This is a genomic window from Streptomyces sp. NPDC052109, from assembly GCF_040680195.1.
Lineage (GTDB): Bacteria > Actinomycetota > Actinomycetes > Streptomycetales > Streptomycetaceae > Streptomyces.
This window is the reverse complement of record NZ_JBFAWF010000004.1, coordinates 119,601-141,480: the sequence shown is the minus strand read 5'-3', so window position 1 is coordinate 141,480 and position 21,880 is coordinate 119,601. Positions and strand designations below refer to the sequence as shown.

Sequence of the window (21,880 nt, the reverse complement as noted above, 5' to 3'; positions counted from 1 at the left end):
GGTTCTGCTACAGGCTTTGAGCGGTGATGTCGCCGTAGCCGGTGGTCGCGTGGATCTCCAGGCCGGCGGCGGCGCCGTCGGTGTTCTTGAGTGCGTTGTGGATCCTGCCGTAAGCGGTGCCGGCGTCCAGGGAGGCGGAGACCCCGCGGACGGCGCCGACCGAGATGTCGCCGTGCTCGGTGCGCAGGGTGACGGCGCCTTTCGCGGCCTCGGTGATGCGCAGGTCGCCCTTCCGGGTGCTGATCTGCGCGGGGCCACCCAGGCGGCCGACCGAGATGTCGCCGGCCTGGAGGGCGAGGCGGGCGCTCGCGGTCTCGTCGAGATCGACCGTGGCCTGCGCGCCCTCGAAGGCGACATCACCGAGTCGTCCGACGCTTCGGAGTGCGGCGAGGGCCGCCTTCGCCTCGACACGGGAGCCGGCGGGCAGCCGGACGGTCACCTCGACGGATCCGGAGTGGCCGAGGACCCGGTTCTTCGCCGGTGCGGCCTCGATCCGCAGGACGCCGTCGCCGTACGCGACGGTGATCTGCTCCGCCGCCTTCACGTCGCGGTTCTTGGTGGCGTCCGCGGGCAGGACCTCGACCGTGGTGTCGGTCCGGTCGGCGGCGAGGAGCCGGATGCGTCCCGCGGGGATGTCCAGGACGGCCGAGACCGGGGCGGGGGTGTCGAACTTCTGCATGGTGCGCTCCTTCGGTCCGTTGTTTCTGATATTGGAAACGCTACGTTGCGTTCACTGATAACGCAACAAACTCATTGCGAGTGCTCGGCATCTATGCAGATCAAAGCAGAGAAATCGTTGCATTGGCTTCGACCTTAATGCAACGATCTCCCTCCTGTTCGTTGCAATGACATGCAAGTGAACGCTCTGTCGAACCGCGGGGTGCCCGAAACGACCCCCGCCGGACCCTTCACGGCCGGGGCCCGCCGGGGCCGAACGTCCCGGGGCGATGGAGTCGGTTGCCCGTCGAAAGGGCCGATCCGCCCGTCGGCTCGCCGTGCCGGCGGTGTGAGTCTGAGAGCAGGACAGGCTGTGGTTGCCGCGGACCGGCGAAGGGCGGTGAGGGCCATGTGTCTTCCCCTGGTCGTGGGTGTCGACGGATCGGACTCCAGCCTGCTGGCGGTGGAGTGGGCGGCCGACGAGGCGGGCATGCACGGTCTGCCCCTGCGACTCGTCTACGCGCCGCTCTGGGAGCGGTACGAGGGCCGTCCGCCCTCGACCGGCCCCCTGCGGCGCCTCCGTCCGTCGACGGCGGACGACCTCGTCGCCGCCGCGGCCGAGCGCGCCCGGCGGCGGGCCCCGGCCGTCCCGGTGGAGTGCGCCGTTCTGCCGGAGGAGCCGGTGGACGCGTTGCTGCGCGAAGGGCACAACGCCACCGCCCTGGTGACCGGCCGGCGCGGTCGCGGCGAGCTGCGGGGAGTGCTGCTCGGCTCGGTGGCCCTCACCGTCGCCGGCCGGGCGGCCGGACCGGTGATCGTGGTCCGGGGCGACACCGCGGGCATCGCGGGCACCCACGGCCGGATCGTCCTCGGCGTCGGGGAACCCGGCACGAGCGACAGGGCGAGGGACTTCGCGCTGCGCGAGGCCGCGGCCCGCAAGTGCGTCCTCGACGTCGTACGCGCCTGGCGTCGGCCCGCCCGCCAGCCCGTCGAACACCCCCGGCACGCCGAGGACTTGGACCTCGACGAGGAGGAGCGTGCGGCCGCGCTGATCGAGGGGCTGCTGGAGGATCCCGGGACTCCCGTGACCGATCAGCCGGAGCTGGACGCACGGGTGCTCCGCCGCGTCGTCGAGGGACCGGCCCGCACGGTGCTGCTCCAGCGGTCCGCCGCCGCGGACCTGCTGGTCGTCGGGGTGCCGCGGCGGCGCAGCCGGGGCGGGCTCGAACTGGGCCGCGTGGCGCACACGGTGCTGCACCACGCCAGTTGCCCGGTGGCCGTCGTACCGGACTTCCCCTGACGTGCGTGACGGCCCGGGGGCTCTGCGGACATACCGTCGCCGACATACCGGCCAACCGGCCGGGAGACCGGTACGGGCGAGCGCTCAGGTCCGCGCAGGCGGAACGACGATGACCGGGCAACGGGCGTGGTGCAGCACTCCCTGGCTGACCGAACCCAGCAGCATCCCCGTGAAACCACCGTGCCCGCGCGTGCCCACCACCAGGCCCAGAGACCCGGCCGAGGCGTCGGTGAGCGCCTGCACCGGATGCCCGACGACCAGCTCCTGCCGCAGGCCGACGTCGGGGTGGCGGGCATGGCGGCCGGCCACGGTCTCCGAGAGCAGCCGGCGGCCCTCCTGCTGGGCCCCGTACTCGTCGAAGATCCTCAGCGGTCCGGGCTGCCAGACGTACACGGCCCGCAGACCGGCGCCGCGCAGTGCGGCCTCCTCGAACGCGAGGTCGACGGCGGTCGCCGCGTGCGCGCTGCCATCGACGCCGACGACGTAGTGGGCGTTCTCCTCGGTGACCTGTTCCGTTTCCGGAACGACCACCACCGGGCAGTGCGCCCGCGCCATGAGGGGCAGGGCGACCGATGCGGAGCCGAAGGCCTCCCGGGCCCGGCTCAGGTGCTGCGAGCCCAGGACGACGGCGGTGGCGCCGCGGCTCGCCTCGCCCAGCACCCACACCGGGTCGCCTTCGGCGAGCACGGCGTCCACCTCGGCCTCGGGATGCCGGGCCATGACGTGCTCAACGGCCTCCTCCAGCGCCTGCTTCCCGCCCCGGTGCAGCTCCTCGTTCCACTCCTCCCAGGACGGCGGGACCTCTCGCCCCCGGTAGCCCCTGGTCGGCACGCCCTCGGCGCGGACCGGACGCAGCGGCACCCGTCGCCGGGCCGCCTCGTCGGCCGCCCAGGACAGCGCCCTCCATCGGGTGGGATCGTTTCCCACGCCGACCACGATCGGCGGACGGTCGCCCGGTGCGGACATGGGGCCTCCCTCCTTGCCGCGGCGGCCTGGACGGAGCCGCCGCTCCCACGAAAGTCGTGGTCCGCGCGAAGTGCCAGGGGCCGTTGGTCCCCGCCGCGGGCCGCCCGGCCCCGCCTCCCCCCTTCGACGGTCGGGCGGGCGTCCGTCACCCGCCGCCCATCACCGTGCGTGGCAGCGGCCGTGCGAGCCCGGCGGGTCCTGGCCTGGGCGAGCGATAGGGACTTCGGGGACCCACGACATGGGCTGTTCGGCCTCAGCACGGGGCCGTCGGGCGCGCTGCACTGGAAACAGGCGAGATTCGAGGAGGTATGGCGATGGCCACACTCACCCGCAGGCAGAAGATCCCGTTCCCGGACATCCCGGACTGGTTCGAGACCATTCCCAGCAAGTTCTCGATGCCCTCCGTCCGTATCGAGGACTACACGGAGGACGACCGTTACGTCGTACGCGCCGAGCTTCCGGGCATGACCCCCGAGGACATCGACGTCGTCATCGGCGACGGGGTGCTCACGGTCCAGGCCGAGCGCACCGAACGGGACGTGGACAAGAACCACAGCGAGATCCGGTACGGCTCGATGAGCCGCAGCGTGACGCTGCCGGCCGGCGCCGACGAGAACGACATCACGGCCGACTACACCGACGGCATGCTGACCGTCAGCGTGGGCCTGGGCGCGGAGAAGGCGCAGGCCCGGCACATCGCGATCAGTCACGGCGGATGACGCGACGCGAACACCCTTCACCCGGCGGGCCCGGCGCGGGCCCGCCGATGCGTACCTCGCCTCCCGGCCGCCACCGCCTCTCAGCGATCCGTACGTTCCCCAGGGCCCTGTGGCTCCAGATGGGAGGCGAGGACGGCCGCCTGGACCCGGCGCTGGACGCCCAGTTTCGCCAGCATCCGCGAGATGTGGTTCTTGACCGTCTTCTCCGACAGGTACAGCCTCTTGCCGATCTCGCGGTTGGTGAGACCGTCGCCGATCAGGGCGAGGATGTCCCGTTCGCGCGGCGACAGGGCCGCCAGCTCGGGCGGCAACGACCGGGTCTCGGCCGGGTCGGTCCGCAGGGAGCGCATGAGCCGGGCCGTCGTCGCGGGGTCGAGCATCGACTGTCCCGAGGCGACGGTGCGCACCGCGGAGACCAGGTCGGATCCCTTGATCTGCTTCAGCACATAGCCGGAGGCGCCGGCCATGATGGCGTCCAGCAGGGCGTCCTCGTCGTCGAACGAGGTCAGCATCAGACACGCGAGCTCCGGCATCCGGCTGCGCAGCTCGCGGCAGACCGAGATGCCGTCCCCGTCCGGAAGCCGTACGTCGAGCACGGCGACATGCGGGCGCAGCGCGGGACCTCGGGCGAGCGCGTGCTCGGCGGTGTCCGCGTCACCGACCACGGAGATGTCCGGTTCGGCGTCGAGCAGGTCGGCCAGGCCGCGCCGTACGACCTCGTGATCGTCCAGCAGGAACACACGGATCGGGTTCTGCGCCGTGAAGGTGCGTGTCTCGGTCATGGCGACCTCTCGTTCCCCGGGACAGAGTCGGACTGTCCAGGGGGCTGATCGTCCCTCCGCCCGTGCCGCACGGACTAGGGCCGACCGGCCCCACTCGTTCCATGGTCGTCGCGTGCGAGGTCGAACCGCACGTCCACCACGCCTTCCACGGCCCGCACCAGGCGCGCGGCCACCGGGACCAGGGCGGTGTCGCGGATCCGGCCCTGCAGCGTGGCGACTCCGTCGTGCACGTCCACCTGGACGGCCGACGCGGGCGGCGGGAAGAGGTACGACACGATCTCGTGCCGGACCTCCTCGGCGATGTCGTCGTCCGCGCGCAGGAAGACCTTGAGCAGGTCGGCGCGGCTGACGATGCCTTCCAGCAGTCCCGTCCCGTCCACCACGGGCAGCCTCTTGACCCCCTCGCGCGCCATGGTGCTCGCGGCCTCGGCGAGGGTGGCGTTCGCGCGGACCGTGGCGGCGGGCGACGACATCAGGTCCCCCGCGGTGAGGGCGTCGGCCTTCGCCACGTCGACCGGCTGACGCAGCTGGAGGTAGCCCGTCTCCGGCTCGTCCCGCGTCTCCTCCTTGGGCAGCAGGTCGGCCTCCGACACCACGCCGACCACGCGGCCCTCGCCCTCGAGCACGGGCAGGGCGCTGACCCGCCAGTCCCGCATCAGCCGCACGATCTCCTTGAAGGGAGCCCGGCGGCCCACGGCGGCGACCGTGTGGGTCATGACATCGCTGACGATGTGCGGGGTGCCGTACATGGTGACCTCCGTAACGTCCGTGGCGGCCGTCCGTCCCAGCATGTGCCGCCGCCCGGGGACGGGCCATGGGTCACCAGGCCCCGGGGTGGGCCGCTCCGCCCCATCGCCACGGCTTTCGGCCCTGGCACAGAACCTGGAGCACAGCCGTACGGCGGCGGGGGTGCCGGGCCGTGCCCGGGCCGGCGGCGACGCGGCTGCGGTGCGCGGGGCCGGTCGGTCCCGTACCGGGACCTGTGGCCCCTCACCCCGCGGGCGCGGCGGCACCAGGCTGAAAGGTGGGTCCCTCGCGCCGGGAGGTGGGGACGATGACTCCGACGGTCACGGTAGGTCTCGACGGCTCGTCCGAGAGCCGGGCCGCCGCCGAGTGGGCGGCGCGCGAAGCCGCGCTGCGCGGTCTGCCGCTGAAGGTCGTCCACGTCCGGGAACCGGTGCCCGTGCGCGTGGGGCACGCCCGGCCGCTCGGCGGCGAGAGCCGGCGGCAGTGGGCCGAGGAGGTTCCCCGGGAGGCCGCCGAAGGGCTGCGGCTGCGCCATCCCGGGATCGAGGTGATCACCGACCGGCTCACCGGGGACCCGGCCGCGGCCCTGACCGAGGCGGCGGACTCCGCCGAGCTGATGGTGCTGGGCTCGCGCGGCCTCGGCGGCATCACCGGCTTCATGGCCGGCTCGGTCGGCCGGGCCGTCCTCACCCACGCCGAACGCCCGGTGGCGCTGGTCCGGGCCGGAGCGCAGGCCGCCGACGAGCACAGGACGGACCCGGTGGGCGTGCCGTCCGCCGCGACCCCCTTCCGGCCCGTCGTCCTCGGCCTCGACCTCGACGCGCCCGACGCGACACTGCTCGCCTTCGCCTTCGACGCCGCCGCGCACCGGGACGCGCCCCTGCGGGTCGTGCACGGCTGGAGCGAGCCGCCCACGTCCTTCTACCGCTTCTACGGCGATCCCGAGCTCTACGGCTCGCTCGCCCGCAGGCAGGCCACGGCCCTGAGCGAGGCGCTGCGCCCCTGGCGGCAGAAGTTCCCGGACGTGGCGGTGGTCGAGGCGAGCCGGTGCGGCGGCGCGGCCCAGGTGCTCGTCGCCGCCTCCCGCGAGGCCTCCCTGGTCGTCGTGGGCCGACGCGTCCGCACCAGCCCGCTCGGCACCCGCCTCGGCCATGTCGCGCACGCCGTGCTGCACCACGTCGTGGCCCCCGTCGTCGTGGTCCCGCACGACTGACCCCACGAGGGACGGTGAACACGATGGACCTTCCGATCGTCGTCGGTGTCGACGGCTCCGAGCCCGGCCTGCGGGCCGTCGACTGGGCGGCCGACGAGGCCGCCCTGCGCGGGGCGTCGCTGCGGCTCGTGTACGCCTCCCTCTGGGAGCGCTACGAGGGCGCACTGCTCGCGCAGGAACTCGGCAAGCCGCTGGAGGAGGTGATGGCCCGGGACGTCGTCGGTACCGCGGAGGACCGTGCCCTGAGCCGCCACCCGGGCCTGAAGCTCACCACCGCCGTGCTGCCCGAGGAACCGGAGCACGGGCTCGTACGGGAGAGCGGCGCCGCCCTCGCCGTGGTGCTGGGCTGCCGTGGCCGCGGCCGCATGGCCGAGACGCTCCTCGGCTCCGTCAGCCTGGCGGTGGCCGGGCACGCGCAGTGCCCGGTGATCGTGTTGCGGGGCCGCCCCGACGACCCGGCTCGTGCCGGGATCCGGGGCCGTATCGCCCTCGGCGTCGGCGAGCGGCCGGCGGGCTCGGCGGCCGTACGGTTCGCCGTCCAGGAGGCGTCGCTGCGCGGGGTGCCCCTGGAGGCCGTACGGGCCTGGCGGCGCCCGGCACACGCGACCACCGGTCACCGTCCCCCGGACGTCGTCCAGAGCGACCCCCAGCTCGCCGGCGGGCCGGCACCTCTGCCACAGCAGCAGCGGGCCGCCGAGCTGCTGGAGGAGGCGCTGCGGGACGCACCGGCCGACCTGAAGGCGGACCGGCGCACCGTCGAGGGACACGCCCGTGACGCCCTGATCACCGTCTCCCACGAGGCCGACCTGCTCGTCGTCGGCGCCCCGCGCGGGCACGGACACTTCGGCCTCCGGCTCGGCCGCGTGGCCCACGGCGTGCTGCACCACGCGGGGTGCCCGGTGGCCGTCGTACCGGAACCCGCCTGAGCCACCGGCTCGCAGGCCGCCTCGCGGACCGCCGGATCGGCGGACGGTCGTCCACGGCCGGCCGAAGCGGTGGGCCGGCGGAAGCCGTGGGTCGGTGGAAGTCGTGGCTCGGCCGAAGGCGTGGCCGACGTCCGGCGCCCGACGCGGTCTGTGGTGAGCCGCGTGTGGGGCACGCGGTGGACCCGGCGTCTCGAGTCGCCCCGGCCCAGCGCTCCGCCGGCGTGACGGACCCGGCCTCGCGCTCACCGCGCCGCACCCGCGGCGCGCTCGGGCAGCGGGTCGGGAAGCCGCTCGTGCACCTCGAAGACGTCCCCCAGGCCGGTGATCCGCAGCATCCGCCGGAAGTCCGCGCTCTCCGCGACCAGCCGGAGCCGTCCCCGCCGGACCCGCGTCCGGTTGCGTGCGCGGCACAGGACGCCGAGCCCGGCACAGTCGATGAACGTGACCGGCCGCAGGTCCAGCACCAGGTCGAGGTGGGGGCACGCGGTGAGCGCGTCGAGCCGCCGTGCCAGCGCGTACGCGTTCAGCGCGTCGATCTCGCCGCCCAGGGACACGACGGTCACTCCGTCGGCCACGCGGTGGGCCAGGACCACGTCCTGTGCGGTGTGGTGCTCCCCCGCCTGGGCCGTGTCTTTCTCGGACATGGAACGAGCGAACCGGGGCCGGGGGACCGTGGGAAGGGCCGTTCGGCCCCGGCCGCAGGTCCGTACGGCACCGTCCGGCCCCGCGACCGCCACGGACGCCGACGGGCACCCGTCCGGCCGGGCGCGAGGGTCCAAAGGCCCAAGCGGCACCGCCGGCCGGCGGCGAAGCTGGAGGTGCGGGCGGTTGCGGCGTCCTCCCGGACCCCGGAGCCCGCGGCGGACCGACGAAGAAGGACAAGGGAGCTGTCATGAAGGGCTTCGTCTTCCACGGTCCGGGACAGGCGTCCTGGCAGGACGTCCCGGACCCTGCCGTCAAGGAACCCACCGACGCCATCGTGCAGGTCGGCGCCGTCACCGTCTGCGGAACCGACCTGCACATCCTCAGGGGCGACGTGCCCGAGGTCCGCCCCGGGACGGTGCTCGGCCACGAGGCCGTCGGCGAGATCGTCGAGGTCGGCGGCGACGTGCGCACCGTACGGCCGGGGGACCGGGTGCTGGTCTCCTGCATCACCCCGTGCGGCCGGTGCCGGTTCTGCCGGGACGGCTCCTACGGCCAGTGCCGGGGCGGCGGGGGCTGGATCCTCGGCCACCTCGTCGACGGCACCCAGGCCGAGTTCGTCCGCGTGCCCTACGCCGACCTGTCCGTGCACCCGCTGCCCGCCGCCCTTCCGGGCGAGGACGCCGTCCTGCTCGCGGACATCTTCCCCACCTCCTACGAGGTGGGCGTCCTCAACGGCTGCGTACGTCCCGGCGACACCGTCGCCATCGTCGGCGCCGGACCCATCGGCCTCGCGGCCGTCGTCACGGCACGCCTGTTCGCCCCGGAACGGATCATCTCGGTCGACATGGCCCCGGCCCGGCTGGAGGCCGCCCGGCGGCTCGGCGCCGACGCCGTGGCCGACGTCCGCGAGGATCCCGGCCAGCTGGTCGACGACCTGACCGGCGGGCTCGGGGCGGACGTGGTCATGGAGGCGGTCGGCGTTCCGGAGAGCTTCGAGCTGTGCACCCGCATGGTCCGCCCCGGCGGGCACGTGGCCAACATCGGCGTGCACGGCGGGCCCGTCACGCTGCATCTCGAAGAACTCTGGATCAGGAACGTGACCATCACGACCGGCCTGGTGGACACGTACTCCACGCCCACCCTGCTGCGGATGGCCGCCGCCGGGCGGCTGCCGACCGGGCACCTGGTCACCCACACCTTCCCGCTGAACCACATGGAGGAGGCCTACGACGTCTTCGCCAAGGCCGCCGAGACCGGCGCCCTGAAGGTCGTGCTCGGCGGGGAACAGCACGCGGAAGTCGCCGTCCCCGCGGCCCGACCCTGAGATCTCCGCGGCCCGATCGAGAAGGAGCATGAGGGCCATGACCGAACAGACGAGTGCGCACCCGGCGACGGAGGCGCCGCGGGGCGATCTGGGCCGCCGCCTCGCCGCCCGGCGGGCCCAACTCGGCCTGACCCGGAGGCAGACGGCCGCACGGGCCGACATGGCCGTCGGCTACCTCCGGTACCTGGAGGAGCATCCCGGCGCCGCCCCGGGCACCGGTGCCCTGATCAGGCTGGCCGAGGTGCTGGAAACCACCGTGACCGAGCTGACCGGCGGCGCTGTCGACCTGCCGCCCGGCCCCGGGCGCGCCGTACGCGAAGCCCGCTTCACCGAGCTGGAACCCGGGGAGTGCCGGGCGCTGCTCGGCTCGCACGGTGTGGGACGGCTGGCGGTACCCACCGACACCGGGCCGGTGATCGTGCCCGTCAACTACAGCGTCGTCGACGGCGCGATCGTCTTCCGCACCGCCCTCGGCGCGACACCGTCCCTCGCCGCAGGGCAGGACGTGGCCTTCGAGGTCGACCGCATCGACGACGCCTTCAGCCAGGGATGGAGCGTCCTGATCCGCGGTCACGCGCGCACGGTGACGGACCAGCGGGAGCGGCAACGGTTCACCGAGCAGGCGTACAGCGCGCCTTGGGCCGGCGGTGCGCGCGACCTGTGGGTGCGCATCGAGGCCCACACGGTGACCGGGCGCCGGATCAGGGCCTGAGCGCGGCCGGGGCGGTCCGACGACGTCGACCGGTGCTCGATCGCCCGGAACCGCCGGCGCGCTCGTCGCACGCACCGGGCTGCGGCCCGGGCCGGACGGGTCGCCTCGCCGCCGCGCTTCTCGAACGGCGGGGCGGTGAAGGCCTCTTGGCCCAGGTACGACGGGAAGAACGCCGAAGGAAAGGTGGAGAACCCGGCCGGCTCCGCGATCCGGACGACCGCGAGCGCGGCCCGCGCCGGGTCCGGCATCGTGCCGCCGTCGGCGACGGGCAGGCCCGGCACACCCCCGCCGACGTCAGCCGGCGCCCGTACCACCTGCGCGCCCTCGTCCCGCACCCTCGGCCCACGGCGTCATCGCGGAGGCGGCCGCTCCCTCCTCGCCACCGGAGAGGAGCCGCACGGCAAGCCGGTCGAGGCCGGCCGGCCCGCCCCATGCCCGGCGGACCGGCCCGGGCAGGCGCGGCAGGCACAGGGAGGGCGGTCGCCGGTCCGCCGTACCGCGCCGGGTCGGGAGCGGATACCGTGGAGAGGGCCCCCGGTGCCGGGTCCGTGCCGAGGGGTCCTTGGAGGGACATGGTGGCAGGCCCCGAGGAGCCCCGCGTACGACTGCCGCAGCTGAAGCTCGACGAGCTGCTGGAGGAGTTGCAGGCCCGGATCAACGCGGCCCGTGGCACCCAGGATCGCGTGCAGGGATTGCTGGAGGCGGTCCTCTCCGTCGGCCGGGAGCTGGACCTGGAGCAGGTCCTGCACTCCCTGGTGGAGGCGGCCGCGGTGCTCGTGGACGCCGAGTACGCCGCCCTCGGCGTCATCGGACCCGACGGCACACGGCTGTCCGCCTTCCACACCGTGGGCGTCACCGAGGAGCAGATCTCCGAGATCGGCCCCTATCCGGAAGGGCACGGCATCCTCGGCGAGCTGATCCGCCACCCGCGTCCGCTGCGGCTCGCCAGGATCTCCGGGCATCCCTCCTCCTACGGCTTCCCGCCGAACCACCCGCCGATGAGCAGCTTCCTCGGCGTCCCGATCCGCATCCGCGACCAGGTCTTCGGCAACCTGTACCTGACCCAGAAGCGCGGCGGGCGGGAGTTCGACGAGGAGGACGAGTCGGTGCTCTCCACGCTGGCCGTGGCCGCCGGCGTGGCCATCGACAACGCGCGCCTGTACGAGGAGTCCCGGCTGCGCGAGCGCTGGCTGCGCGCGAACGCGGAGATCGGCCACAGCCTGATGTCCGGCACCGACCGCGCCGAGTCCCTGGGACTGATCGCCGAGCGCGCCCGGGAGATCTCGGCCTCCGCCCTGGCCGCCGTCGCCTTTCCGATGGAGGGCACGAAGTCGCTCACGGTGGAGATCGCGGTCGGAGTGGACGCGGAGGCGCATCGTGGACTGGTGCTGCCCTTGGACGCGAGCCTGATGGGACTGGCGTACACCGCGACCGCCCCGATCACCAGCGACGACGTCGTCCACGACTCCCGGATCGACCCCGAGCCGCCGCGCTTCGAGGGGCTCGGCCCCGCCGTCGCCGTCCCGATCGGCACGGGCGTGGGCGGCGTGCGCGGGGTGGTCCTGGTGGCCCGCGAGATAGGCCGGCCGGTCTTCCTCGAGAGGGAGACCGACATGCTGCTGGGCTTCGCCGCGCAGGCCGCGATCGCGATGGAACTGGCCGAGCGCAGGCAGGACGCCCAGCAGATCGCGTTGCTGGAGGACCGGGACCGTATCGCCCGGGACCTGCACGACCTCGCCATCCAGCGGCTGTTCGCCACCGGGATGACCCTGCAGAGCGCGGGCCGTTTCATCGACCATCCCGAGGCCGCCGAGCGGGTCCTGCGGGCGGTGGACGACCTCGACGAGACCATCAAGATCATCAGGTCGACGATCTTCGGGCTGCGGGCCCGCGTGGGCACGGCCGGAAGCGGTCTGCGGGCGCGGGTCGTCCGCACGGCAGGCGAGGCCACCCCTGTGCTGGGCTTCACCCCCAGCGTGCGGATGGAGGGCCTGGTCGACACCGATGTGCCGCCCGAGATCGCCGAGGACGTCGTGGCCGTGCTGTCCGAGGCCCTCACCAACATCGCCCGGCACGCCCACGCCGACCGGGCCCAGGTGGCCCTGACGACGGACGGCCGCGAGGTGCGCCTGCAGGTCTCGGACAACGGCGTGGGCATCCCGCCCGGCGGCCGGCGCAGCGGACTGCTCAACATGGCCGAGCGGGCGCAGAGGCTCGGCGGGCGGCTCGAGGTGACCGGCCCCGAGGCAGGCGGTGCCGCGCTGGACTGGCGCGTCCCGCTGCCCGCGGCCTGAGCCTTCCTGCGGGACCCCGCGGCACGCGAGGGCGGGGCCGACGGGGCACGGGAGCGGCCCACTCGGCCCATGCCCCCGGCGGTTCCGCGGCCGCAGCCTGAAGGTGTCCGCAGCCGGCCCCAGCCTCGGGAGGACGCCATGAACGGCATTCCGGCCCTCGTGCACGATGTGATGACCCGCCGGGTCGTCGCCCTGCGGGGAGGTGCGGCCTTCAAGGACATCGTGCGGGTCATGCAGGACTGGCACGTCAGCGCCCTGCCGGTGCTGGACGACACCGGACGGGTCGTCGGCGTCGTCTCGGAGGCCGATCTGCTGGGCGAGCAGGAGGACGGCGACGCCGACACCGCCGGCATCGGCCGCCACGGCCGGACAGTCCGCCTCATCGAGGCCGGGAAGGCGGACGCCGTGACCGCCGCCGGGCTGATGACCGCCCCGGCCGTGACCGTGGCACCCGACGCCACGCTCGCCCGGGCCGCGCGCCTCATGGCCCGCACCCGGTTCAAGAGGCTGCCGGTCGTCGGCCCCGACGGCAGGCTGCGGGGCATCGTCAGCCGCTCCGACCTGCTGAAGGTCTTCCTGCGGGAGGACGAGGAGATCGCCGAGGAGGTCCGGCGCGAGGTCGTCGTACGTCTCTTCGGCACGCAGGCCGCCACCGTACGGGTGGAGGTCCGCCGCGGTGTCGTCACGCTGACCGGCCGGGTCCGCGAAACGGCCCTGATCCCGCTCGCGGCGCGGCTCGCTCATGCCGTCGCCGGCGTGGTGGACGTGCGCTGCGCGCTGACCGGACTGCCCCGCCGTCCCGCCCTCGCCCCGGACCTCGCCGGCCCGGGCGTCCCCGCCCCCCACCGGGCCCGCACGCCCTGACGGACGGCGGGGCCTGACACGAGTGACCCCGACACGAGTGACCCATGAGCGGAGACAGAGGCTGAACCCGCTCCGCGCTCACTCCGCTCCGGAAGCGATGAGCCTGCAGTCCACGCCGACGACACCCTCGACGCCGCGTGCCAGGCGCGCGGCGAGAGGGATCCGCTCGGGATCCGGCACGCGCCCGGTCAAGGTCGCGACGCCTTCGGTGACGACGATGTGCACGGGCTCGACCGGGCTGGGGAAGAGGGGGTCGACGACATCGCGGCGGATCTCGTCGGCCAGGTCGTTGTCCGGGCGCAGGAAGACCTTCAGCAGGTCCCCGCGGCTGACGACGCCCTCGAGGACGCCCTCGGCGTTCACGACGGGCAGCCGCTTCAGGTGCCGCAGCGCCATGATGCGCGCGGCCTCGGCCAGCGTGGCGTCGGCGTGCACGGCCACGGCCGGGGCGCTCATCAGCTCCTCGGCACACACGGCTCCCGCCTTGGCGAGGTCGGACAACCGGCGCAGCTGGGTGAACCGGTCCGGATCGCGGTCCCGGAACTCCTCCTTGGGCAGCAGATCGGCCTCGGAGACCACACCCACCACCCGGCCGTCGCCCTCCAGCACGGGAAGGGCGCTGACCTGCCACTGCTCCATGCGCTCGACGATGTCCTTGAACAGGGCCTTGCGGCCCACGGCGACGACGGCTCGCGTCATCACGTCGCTCACCCGGTGCGGGCTGCTGTCCATGCGTGCTCCTCAGGGGGCCGGGTCAGACGGGACCACCGCTGCCGTAGGGCGCGTAGAGGTCGAGCAGCCGGATCCGGGAGGCGTGCAGCCGCTGGGCTACCACGCGCCCGACCCAGACGGCGACGGCCCGGCCGAACTCCGGGTCCTCGGCACACAGCACCCGTACGGCCTCGGCGTCGAACTCCCAGGCGCGCACCGGGCTCATCGCCTCCCCGCCCAGATGCCAGAAGTACGGTTCGAAGTGCCAGGACCAGCCGATCAGTTCTCCCTGGCCGAGGGTCTCGATGGCGGCGGCCCGGCGGCCGGGCACGTGCAGGTCGAGGGCGACGGCGCCGGTGCGCACGATCCAGAAGCGGTCGGCGCGCCGGCCCTCCTCGAACAGGCGGGCCCCGGCCCCGAAGGAGACCTCGTGGGCGAGGCGCATCAGACGTTCGCGGTGCAGGGGCTCGAGGGCCGCGGTCATGGTGGTGGTGGAGGTCATCACGCCGGCTCCCTTCAGGGCTTCTGCTCCCAGCGTGGGCGTGCCGGTGCCGGGGCACCACGGGCCGATCGGGCCCGGCCGGAGGCCCATCGGCCCCGGAGGCGGACGACGTTCCTCGGCCCGGCGTCGGTACGGCAACCGGCGCCCGACACCCGCCCGGCGGGCCCGGTCCGCCGATCACCCGCGCACACCGAGGGCCCCGGCGCGGAACGTCCGCGCAGGGGCCCTCCGCAGGCACACCGGGCCGGGTCAGGAGCCGTTGTGCTCCGACCCGTTCGCCGTCTTCGAGTAGGCGTCGTGCCAGGCGGCCTTGGCCCCGGAGTCGCCGATCCGGTAGACGTCCACCACCGCTCCGACGGCGACGGCCAGGGAGAGCACGCCGAGGGCGATCCGTACCGGAAGGGCGGTCCAGCGCAGGCCGCGGCCCTGCCCGGGCTCCGACGGGGCGCGCCGCCCCGCCCACCACACGACCGCCGCCAGCACGAACAGGCCGAGGGCCCACGGCAGCAGTCCGTCGCCCAGCTCGGTGTGCCGGCGAACCAGGGCGTCGTCCTCCACGTGCTTCTCCAGCCATTCGCCTGCGTGCGTGGTCAACGGCACGCTGACCAGGGCCACGAAGGCGAGCGCCGGGAGCAGGACCCCCAGCCGCCGGGCGGCGCGCGGCCACAGCGCGGCAGCCACCAGGGCCAGCGCGGTGAGGGGTATCAACACGACGACCACATGGACGAACAGGACATGGGCGGGCAGACCGTTGACGAGAGTCATCCAGGGCTCCTGAGGGGGGTGTGGGGCGCTCGCGAGCCTGGCACAGCCACCTCTCAGTTACCTCTGAGCCGACGGGTCACTCGGGCCCCGGACCACCACGTCCGCGAACGGGGCGCCGTACCCGTCGGCAGAGGCGGCGCAGGTGGTGCAGGCGCAGCGGGCACGGGTCGTGTGCGCTGCGGGACGCGACCGCGGCCGGCCGGGTGCGGAGCGCGCCTGGGGACATCCCCGGGCGCCCCGGGCCGGCCGGCCGCGGTGGGCGTCGTGAACGGTTGCGGTCAACCGGCCTCGGGGTCGGGGACGGTCGAGAACACGAAGGAGAACTCCGCCGGCTCGGCCCGCAGGTGGTAGCGGGGCAGCGGGCCGGGCCCGCAGGACTGGGAGCCGATGCCGTGCTGGCCGTGGTCGAGGTTGACCCAGACCCCCGCGGCGGAGCCGCCGTCGGACGCGGCACCGGGGGTGAGGTCGGTGAGGTGCGTGGCGGCGTCCAGCTGTTCGGTGGTCCAGCGGCGGGCGGTGAGGTAGAACGACGGATCGCCCTCGACGCGCAGTCCGCCGAGCTCCGCCCAGCGGACGTCGGTACGGGCGCCGTTCTCCTGGGGGCGGACGTAGGGCGTCTGCAGCTCGTCCACGGTCGACTGCCAACGGCCCAGCATCGACGCCGCGTCGGTGTCCGGATACGCCTCGCCGGGGCCGCCGCCGAACCACCGCACCCGGTCGGCCGCCGGCAGCCAGAAGCGGATGCCGAGCCGGGGCAGCGGAACCGTCCAGTCGCCCTCCGGGACGGTGCGCACGGTCAACCGCAGCCGGTCGCCGTCCGACGTCCAGCGGTACACCGTCGACAGGCCCAGCTCCCGCGCGGCCGGCGCCACGCGGGTGCGGACCGTCAGGGTGTGCTCGCCGGTCTCCACCGCGTCCAGGCGGTGCCGCATCCGGTGCAGGCCGAGCTTGCGCCACAGCAGGCCGTGGCGCGGACCGCTCTGCCAGGGGGCGCCGTCGTCGTTGTCGGTGGTGGCCCGCCACACGTCCAGCCGCAGCCCGGACACCGGCACGTCCCCGACGGCCGTGAGCGCGCCGGTGCGGGCGTCGAAGGTGCCGGGGCCGAGGAGGACGTGCCCGTCGCCGGGCACCGGCCGGGCGGTCGCCGCGACCCTGGGCACCCGCCGCTCCGAGGTCGAGACCGGGACCTGGCCCCAGGCCACGACGTGGCCCTTCGTGGCCCAGGCGGTGTCCTTCGCGAGGGCCGCCCGGACGGTCCAGTGGGCCTCCCCGGCCGGCGCCCCGGCCGGCGGCGCGGGCAGCTTGACGTCGGCGCACTCGCCGGGCGCCAACGCCGGCACCGCCAGGGGGCCGGAGTCCACCACCTCCCCGTCGACCTCGTACGACCAGGAGAACGCCAGCGCCGACAGGCCGGCGAAGTCCTGCTTGTCGGTGACCCGGACCGTGCCGTCGCCGGCCTCACCGGTGATGCCGACGGGCTCGATCACCTTCTTGAACTCCAGCAGACCGGGCGAGGGCCGCCGGTCCGGGAAGAGCAGACCGTCGCAGACGAAGTTGCCGTCGTGCAGCTCCTCGCCGAAGTCGCCGCCGTAGGCGTACCCCAGCTCCGGGTGCGCGATGCCGTGGTCGATCCACTCCCAGACGAACCCGCCCTGCACCCGGTCGTACGACTCGAACAGCCGCTGGTAGTCGGCGAGTCCGCCGGGACCGTTGCCCATGGCGTGCGCGTACTCGCACAGGATGAAGGGCAGTTGACGGCGCCTGAGGCTGCCGCCGTCCAGGCCGCGGCCGATCCGTTCGACCTCGGCGTGGCTCGCGTACATCCGCGAGTACACGTCCGTGTCACGGCAGGTGGGATCGCCCTCGTAGTGGAGGGGGCGGGAGGCGTCGCGGGCGCGGATCCACTCGGCCATGGCGGTCAGGCCGCGACCGGTGCCGGCCTCGTTGCCGAGGGACCAGATGACGACCGACGGGTGGTTCTTGTCCCGCTCGACCATGCGGGACGCCCGGTCCACCAGGGCCGGGGTCCAGCGGTCGTCGTCCACGGGGTTGTCCCGCCAGCCCTGCTCGGTGAAGCCGTGCGTCTCCAGATCGCACTCGTCGATCACCCACAGGCCGTACTCGTCGCACAGGTCGAGGAAGGCCGGGTGCGGCGGGTAGTGGGAGGTGCGGACGGCGTTGATGTTGTGCCGTTTCATCAGCAGCACGTCCTCGCGCATGGTGACGAGATCCAGTGCGCGTCCCTTCTCCGGATGCCACTCGTGCCGGTTGACGCCCTTGAAGAGCACCGGCCTGCCGTTGACCCTGATCAGGCCGTCCGACAGCTCGACGGTACGGAAACCGATGCGCAGCGGCACCCGCTCGCCCTCCGTGGCGAGCGTTCCCTCGTACAGCCTCGGGGTCTCCGCCGACCACGGCTCGACCGGCACGGTCACGCTCTCGCCGGTCGCGACGTCGACACCCAGCTCGGAAACGGTTACCCGGCCCTCCACGTCGGAGTCGACGCGCAAGGTGCCGGTGCCGGCCAGGTGGTCGTAGGACGCGTGCGTGAAGAAGTCGAGGGCGGCGCCCGCCGGGCGGTGCAGCAGGGTGACGTCCCGGAAGATGCCCGGCAGCCACCACTGGTCCTGGTCCTCCAGGTAGGAGCCGGCCGACCACTGGTGGACCCGGACCGCCAGGACGTTGCCCTCGGGCCGCAGCAGATGGCCGACCGCGAACTCGTGCGGCAGCCGGGACCCCTTGAACTCGCCGAGGTCCGTGCCGTTCAGCCACACCCGGGCGCAGGACTCCACCCCGTCGAACCGCAGCACCGCGCCGCCCCCGGTGCGGTCCGGCCACTCCCCGGGCAGGTCGAAGACGCGCAGATGGTCGCCGGTCGGGTTCTCGGTCGGCACCCGCGGCGGGTCGACCGGGAACGGGTAGAGGTGGTTGGTGTAGATCGGGGAGCCGAAGGCGCCCCCGCCCTGCAGGACCCAGTGGCCGGGGACCTGGATCTCCGCCCAGTCACCGGCGTCGTACCCCTGCGCCGCGAAGGAGTCGTCCTCGGCGTCGGCCGTCGGCGACAGCCTGAAACGCCAGCGGCCGTTCAGCGAGAGGGAGGCGGCGTCGGAGGACGCGTACCAGGCGCGTGGCGGCAGCGCCCCGGAGCCCGGCGAGACGTCCTCGACGTAATCGGTGACAGTTCGGGTGCTCAACGACATCGGTCTCCTAGCTCAGAGTGTAGTCGGCGCCGGTGATCCACTGTGTGCTCACGTGGGCGCCCCTGTAGGCGGCGTGGCGCTTGATCGCCTGCTCCGTCCCGGCCTCGCCGTAGGCGTGGAACATCTGGGTGTGGTTCTTGCCGGAACCGCTTCCACCGCCACGCCCGTTGTCGCTGCCGCAGGGTCCAGGGTGCTGCTGCCCGGCGCCGGCATGGTTGACGTCCTCGTCTGTCGAAATGCGGCCGCGGCGGCTCCGTGTGCCCGGAGGCCGAACGGCGCATCCCCGGTGCGGTGCGCAGACGCCGCCGGGGCCGCCGGGTCAGGGGTGTGGCCGGCGGTCCTCGGTCCACGGGGGAGCGGGCGTTACCGCCTGGTCCAGGCCTGGTTGCCGCCGCCGTTGCAGCTGTAGACGATCACCTTGCTGCCGTCGGCCGTCGCCTGCCCGCCGACGTCGAGGCACTTGCCCGACGCCTCGTTCACGATCTGCCCGTCGGAGTTCAGCAGCCAGCGCTGGGTCGCGTCACCCGTGGCGGCCGCGGTGGCCGTCAGGCCGGAACTCCCCGCCGTCAGATAGCCGTTCGCGCCGGTCAGGGTGCCCCGCGCGTCGTACGACCACGACTGGTCCGCCGCGCCCGTGCACGAGGTGATCGCGGCTCCCGAGGCGTCGGCGGCGAGGCACTTGCCCGACTGCCGGCCCACCAGGGCGCCGGTCAGCGCCGAACTGCCCTGGCCCTTCTGGTCGAGGACGTACGTCGTGATCGAGCGGGCGGCGAGCGTGGTGGAAACGGTTCCGTCACTGACGGCCGGTTTCGCGACCTTCGCCCAGTTCTCGTCCGCGGAGGTCCGTACCGCCTGCGTCGCCCGCACCGGCGCCTTGGTGTCGAAGTGCAGGTTCAGCGCCGTGTCGGTGGTGTTGTGGTTGTTCACCACGACCACCCACCGCCCGTTCCGGTCGTACGACGACACCTCCACGCCCTCCGGGGCCCCGGTCACGTTGTGCGCGACCGCACCCGGCCGGACGAACCTGCTGTACTGACCCAGCGCGTAGTACCGCTTGGTGAAGTACAGCTTCTGGTCACCGTTCGTCGCGTAGTCGGGGTCGTAGTAGATCAGACCGTCGTTCCAGCCCTGGTCGTTCCTCGTGGTCGGATCGGCGCCGTAACCGCTCGCGAGCGCGACCCACCACTGGAACGCCGAGTCGTGAGAGGTGGCGAAGTCCTTGTAGATGATCCGCGACAGCAGCAGCGCGTTGTCGATGGTCGGGTCGTACTCCTGGTTCCAGCCCGTGCTGCCCTTGCCGAAGCAGCAGATCTCGGTGGCCCAGGGCGTCTTCCCGACCGACTTCGACGTCTCGTAGACGTTGCCGAGCTGGCCGTCGTCGGGGTCGTCGTACGTGTGGTGTGCCAGTCTGGCGACGTACCGGGCGGTGCCGGGCTGGGAGATCCACTGCGGCACTTCGCCGGTGAACTGTGTGGTCCTGCTGGACTCGTCCGCGATGATGCCCGTCGTCTGGTGCCGGGCCTGCTGCTCGGCGCCGAGTGCGCGCACGATGTCGTCGCGCTGGTCGACGGGGACCGGCATGCCCTCCTGGCCGCAGTCGGCGAAGCTGTTGTCCGGCTCGTTGAACGGGCTGATGTAGTCGAGCTTCACGCCCTGCCGCGCGAAGTGAGCGGTCACATCGGCGATGTACTTCGCGAAATCGGTCTCGTTCCCCGTCTTCAACCGGCCGCCGCAGCTCCTGCCGTTGGTCGTCCACTGGGCCGGCGCGCTGTTGACGAAACCGATCAGGTCCTTCACGCCGTACCGCGCGGCGTACTTCAGGAACGTCCGGCCGCCTTGGTCCCTGCTCCAGTCGTAGGAGCCGTCGGCGTCGAGGAAGTCCTCCGCGACGCGGGCCGGGGTGGTGACCGCGACACCGCCGCCACCGATGTTGTAGCGGTACGAACTCAGCGCCAGGCCCTGCTTGGAGAAGAGGAGTCGGGCGACGCGGGCCTGGACCTTCGGGTCGAAGTGCTGGAGGTCGTCGACCCACCAGGCGCCGGAAGCGCCGATGTTGTCGATGGTCTGTGCGGCGTGGGGGGAGACCTCGGCGGCGGCCGGGGCGGCCGTGGCGCTCGCGGCCGGGGCGGTGAGGAGGGCTCCGGTGACGGCCAGAGCGGCGGAGGCGGTCACCAGCAGGGATCTCTTGCGAGGGTGAGACACATGCATCCCTTCCGTCGTCATGAAGGCGGTGCGGTACGGCTCCTTGCCGGGATGGTGCGCTTGGTGGTGCCCGGCCTCTGCCCGACGGACTGCAGCGCCCCCTCCAGCGCGAACGTGGCCGCGCCCAGGGACACCGGGTCGGTGGGGATCGGGGAGAGGACGATCTCGGTGGCGGCCAGCGGACGGCGCAGCGCGTGCCGGGCGACGGCCTGCCGGACCTCGCCGAGCAGCGGCTCGCCCAGCCGGGCGGCGACCCAGCTGCTGAGCACGACCACTTCGGGGTTGAGGAGATTGATCAGATCGGCGATGCCGGCGCCCAGATAACGGGCGGTGTCCCGGACCACCTTGACGGCCACGGGGTCGCCCGCGGCGACCGCGCCGGCCAGCGCGTCGATGGTGGCCGTCTGGTCCTCGGGGTGCAACAAGGGGGATCCCGGGCTGAGTTCGCGCAGGTTCTGCATGATCCCGGGCGCGCCGACATACGTCTCGACGCAGCCGTGGTTGCCGCAGTGGCACAGCCTTCCGTCCAGCACGAGCGTGGTGTGGCCCCACTCGCCGGCGCTGTTGCTCACGCCCCGGTGCAGCCCGCCGCCGAGGGCCAGCCCGGCGCCGACGCCCGTACCCAGGTTCACCACGACCGCGTCCCCGCGGCCCCGCGCGGCCCCGAACCACAGCTCGGCCACCGCGCAGGCGCGCAGCGGATTGTCCAGGTACAGCGGATACGCGATGTGTTCGGCGAGCAGGTCGAGCAACGGCACGTCGTGCCAGTCCCAGTTGGGCGCGTACTCGGCGACGCCGGAGTCCCGGTCCACCTGGCCCGGCACGCTCACCCCGACGCCCAGCGCCCGGGCCGCCTCCACCCCGGCCTGGGCCACCACCGAGCCGACGGCCGCGGCCACATGGCCCACCACCTGCTCCGGGCGGCTCTCGCCGGGCCGCATGTCCTCGTCGGCGCGGGCGAGCACGTTCAGTGCCAGGTCGAACAGCTCGACATGGACGTAGGTCTCCGCGATGTCGACGCCGATCAGCGCGCCCCCCGACGCGTTGACGGCCACCAGGCCACGGGGCCGGCCACCGGCCGAGTCCTCGAAGCCGACTTCGGTGATCATGTGCAGGTCCAGCAGCTCGCCGACCAGCGTGGCGACCGTGGCCAGGCTGAGTCCCGTGGCGGCCGCCAGCTCCTGCCGGGAGGTGGGGGATTCGGCGATGATCTGGCGCAGCACCTCGTAGCGGTTCGCGGTGCGGATGTCACGCGATGTGCGCTTCACGCGGCTGCCCCCTCCCACGCCGGCCGGGCCGGGGCGACGTCGGCACCGGCGCGGACGTCAGGCTAGGGGCTGGGAGGGGCTTT

The 21,880-nt window shown here is 73.5% G+C and carries 19 protein-coding genes and 1 pseudogene; 8 read left to right on the top strand and 12 right to left on the bottom strand.

What is annotated here, in order from left to right; translation table 11 throughout:
- Nucleotides 1-7: 7 nt before the first annotated feature.
- On the bottom strand, nt 8-679 hold the full coding sequence (locus AB0L59_RS11570) for a DUF4097 family beta strand repeat-containing protein (protein ID WP_365581803.1): 672 nt from the start codon (nt 677-679) through the stop codon (nt 8-10).
- Nucleotides 680-1,066: 387 nt separating this feature from the next.
- Here AB0L59_RS11570 and AB0L59_RS11565 point away from each other — a divergent pair, with 387 nt between their 5' ends.
- Complete coding sequence (locus AB0L59_RS11565) at nt 1,067-1,957, top strand: universal stress protein (RefSeq protein WP_365581801.1); 891 nt, start codon at nt 1,067-1,069, stop codon at nt 1,955-1,957.
- Between the two features lie 84 nt (nt 1,958-2,041).
- Here the strand turns inward: AB0L59_RS11565 and AB0L59_RS11560 are convergent, their stop codons facing one another.
- Nucleotides 2,042-2,923 carry a universal stress protein gene (locus AB0L59_RS11560; RefSeq protein WP_365581800.1) on the bottom strand — a complete coding sequence of 294 codons (882 nt, stop codon included), beginning with the start codon at nt 2,921-2,923 and terminating at the stop codon, nt 2,042-2,044.
- 314 nt (nt 2,924-3,237) lie between these two features.
- Between AB0L59_RS11560 and AB0L59_RS11555 the strand changes: the two genes are divergently transcribed.
- Complete coding sequence (locus AB0L59_RS11555) at nt 3,238-3,642, top strand: Hsp20/alpha crystallin family protein (protein WP_365581798.1); 405 nt, start codon at nt 3,238-3,240, stop codon at nt 3,640-3,642.
- Between the two features lie 80 nt (nt 3,643-3,722).
- Here the strand turns inward: AB0L59_RS11555 and AB0L59_RS11550 are convergent, their stop codons facing one another.
- Together AB0L59_RS11550 and AB0L59_RS11545 are read right to left on the bottom strand one after the other, a co-directional pair.
- Nucleotides 3,723-4,424 (bottom strand): response regulator transcription factor, encoded by a 702-nt coding sequence (locus AB0L59_RS11550; protein ID WP_365581797.1) that lies wholly within the window; start codon nt 4,422-4,424, stop codon nt 3,723-3,725.
- A 74-nt stretch (nt 4,425-4,498) separates the two neighbouring features.
- Nucleotides 4,499-5,173 carry a CBS domain-containing protein gene (locus AB0L59_RS11545; protein ID WP_365581795.1) on the bottom strand — a complete coding sequence of 225 codons (675 nt, stop codon included), beginning with the start codon at nt 5,171-5,173 and terminating at the stop codon, nt 4,499-4,501.
- A 305-nt stretch (nt 5,174-5,478) separates the two neighbouring features.
- Between AB0L59_RS11545 and AB0L59_RS11540 the strand changes: the two genes are divergently transcribed.
- A complete protein-coding gene (locus AB0L59_RS11540) occupies nt 5,479-6,384 on the top strand; it encodes a universal stress protein (protein WP_365581793.1) in 906 nt (301 codons plus the stop codon).
- Between the two features lie 23 nt (nt 6,385-6,407).
- Nucleotides 6,408-7,310, top strand: a complete 903-nt coding sequence (locus tag AB0L59_RS11535) for a universal stress protein (protein ID WP_365581791.1) — start codon at nt 6,408-6,410, stop codon at nt 7,308-7,310.
- A 242-nt stretch (nt 7,311-7,552) separates the two neighbouring features.
- Here the strand turns inward: AB0L59_RS11535 and AB0L59_RS11530 are convergent, their stop codons facing one another.
- Nucleotides 7,553-7,954 (bottom strand): STAS domain-containing protein, encoded by a 402-nt coding sequence (locus AB0L59_RS11530; RefSeq protein ID WP_365581789.1) that lies wholly within the window; start codon nt 7,952-7,954, stop codon nt 7,553-7,555.
- 248 nt (nt 7,955-8,202) lie between these two features.
- Here AB0L59_RS11530 and AB0L59_RS11525 point away from each other — a divergent pair, with 248 nt between their 5' ends.
- The 4 genes from AB0L59_RS11525 (at nt 8,203) to AB0L59_RS11510 (ending at nt 13,149) form a co-directional block, all read left to right on the top strand.
- A complete protein-coding gene (locus tag AB0L59_RS11525) occupies nt 8,203-9,279 on the top strand; it encodes a zinc-dependent alcohol dehydrogenase family protein (RefSeq protein WP_365581787.1) in 1,077 nt (358 codons plus the stop codon).
- Nucleotides 9,280-9,316: 37 nt separating this feature from the next.
- Nucleotides 9,317-9,991 carry a pyridoxamine 5'-phosphate oxidase family protein gene (locus AB0L59_RS11520; protein ID WP_365581785.1) on the top strand — a complete coding sequence of 225 codons (675 nt, stop codon included), beginning with the start codon at nt 9,317-9,319 and terminating at the stop codon, nt 9,989-9,991.
- Nucleotides 9,992-10,563: 572 nt separating this feature from the next.
- Nucleotides 10,564-12,285 (top strand): GAF domain-containing protein, encoded by a 1,722-nt coding sequence (locus AB0L59_RS11515; protein ID WP_365581784.1) that lies wholly within the window; start codon nt 10,564-10,566, stop codon nt 12,283-12,285.
- A gap of 138 nt (nt 12,286-12,423) precedes the next feature.
- Nucleotides 12,424-13,149, top strand: coding sequence for a CBS domain-containing protein (locus AB0L59_RS11510; protein ID WP_365581783.1), 726 nt, complete (start codon nt 12,424-12,426; stop codon nt 13,147-13,149).
- 78 nt (nt 13,150-13,227) lie between these two features.
- Here the strand turns inward: AB0L59_RS11510 and AB0L59_RS11505 are convergent, their stop codons facing one another.
- From AB0L59_RS11505 to AB0L59_RS11475, 7 genes and pseudogenes are all read right to left on the bottom strand, one after another.
- Complete coding sequence (locus tag AB0L59_RS11505; protein ID WP_365581781.1) at nt 13,228-13,881, bottom strand: CBS domain-containing protein; 654 nt, start codon at nt 13,879-13,881, stop codon at nt 13,228-13,230.
- A gap of 22 nt (nt 13,882-13,903) precedes the next feature.
- Entirely contained in the window at nt 13,904-14,362 is a 459-nt protein-coding gene (locus tag AB0L59_RS11500) for a cyclic nucleotide-binding domain-containing protein (RefSeq protein ID WP_365581780.1), read from the bottom strand.
- Nucleotides 14,363-14,611: 249 nt separating this feature from the next.
- A complete protein-coding gene (locus AB0L59_RS11495) occupies nt 14,612-15,127 on the bottom strand; it encodes a DUF2231 domain-containing protein (RefSeq protein ID WP_365581779.1) in 516 nt (171 codons plus the stop codon).
- Nucleotides 15,128-15,405: 278 nt separating this feature from the next.
- Complete coding sequence (locus AB0L59_RS11490; RefSeq protein WP_365581778.1) at nt 15,406-18,327, bottom strand: glycoside hydrolase family 2 TIM barrel-domain containing protein; 2,922 nt, start codon at nt 18,325-18,327, stop codon at nt 15,406-15,408.
- Nucleotides 18,328-18,346: 19 nt separating this feature from the next.
- Nucleotides 18,347-18,565: pseudogene (locus AB0L59_RS11485) on the bottom strand (sugar ABC transporter substrate-binding protein); the annotation flags it as partial.
- 125 nt (nt 18,566-18,690) lie between these two features.
- A complete protein-coding gene (locus AB0L59_RS11480) occupies nt 18,691-20,535 on the bottom strand; it encodes a glycoside hydrolase (protein ID WP_365581777.1) in 1,845 nt (614 codons plus the stop codon).
- An 11-nt stretch (nt 20,536-20,546) separates the two neighbouring features.
- The gene (locus AB0L59_RS11475; protein WP_365581776.1) at nt 20,547-21,797 is read right to left on the bottom strand and encodes an ROK family transcriptional regulator; all 1,251 of its coding nucleotides are present in this window, start codon (nt 21,795-21,797) and stop codon (nt 20,547-20,549) included.
- Nucleotides 21,798-21,880: the final 83 nt, after the last annotated feature.